1 protein-coding gene is annotated in these 646 nt (G+C 63.2%); it reads right to left on the reverse strand.

Features of this window, described 5'->3' with window-relative positions; genetic code table 11:
- The coding region (locus ABQX22_RS26685; protein ID WP_349802858.1) for a glutamate--tRNA ligase at positions 1 to 646 on the reverse strand (646 nt) is incomplete at both ends.

The following is a 646-nucleotide window of genomic DNA, read 5'->3' on the forward strand; positions in this document are numbered from 1 at the left end:
GGCGGCCGCATCGTGCAGCGCGGCCGAGACACTTTCCACACTCCATTCGCTGACGCCGGCCAGCAGTTCGCGCGCCTTGCCCAGCGGCACTTCGGCGCCTAGCTTCAGGTGCTTGATCACCGCAGCTTCGTCATAGGTTTCCAGCGGCTGGTACCAGACCACGGCTTTTTCGGCCATTTCCTTCAAGGTCTGCACGCGCTCGCGCAATGCCACCACCACATCGGCGGCGGCCGGGCCGGCAGCGACATCGATGCCGAGCTTGGCCAGCTGGTATTCCAGCTGCGGGGCGATGCTGGCCGGGTCGTCGGTCTTCAGATAATGCTGGTTGACCCAACCGAGCTTGGCCATGTCCAGGCGCGCAGCCTTGGAGTTGACGTCCTTGACGTCGAACAGGTCCAGCAATTCCTGCTGACTGAACAACTCCTGGTCGCCGTGCGACCAGCCCAGACGCGCAAGATAATTGATCAACGCATGCGGCAGATAGCCGGCATCCCTGTACTGCATCACGTCGGCCGCGCCGGTGCGCTTGGACAGCTTGGCGCCCTGCTCGTCCAGGATCATCGGCATGTGCGCGAACTTGGGCACCGGCGCGCCCAATGCTTCATAGATGTTGATCTGGCGCGGGGTGTTGTTGATGTGGTCGTCG

The organism is Xanthomonas sp. WHRI 1810A, assembly GCF_040202885.1.
Taxonomy (GTDB): domain Bacteria; phylum Pseudomonadota; class Gammaproteobacteria; order Pseudomonadales; family Pseudomonadaceae; genus Aquipseudomonas.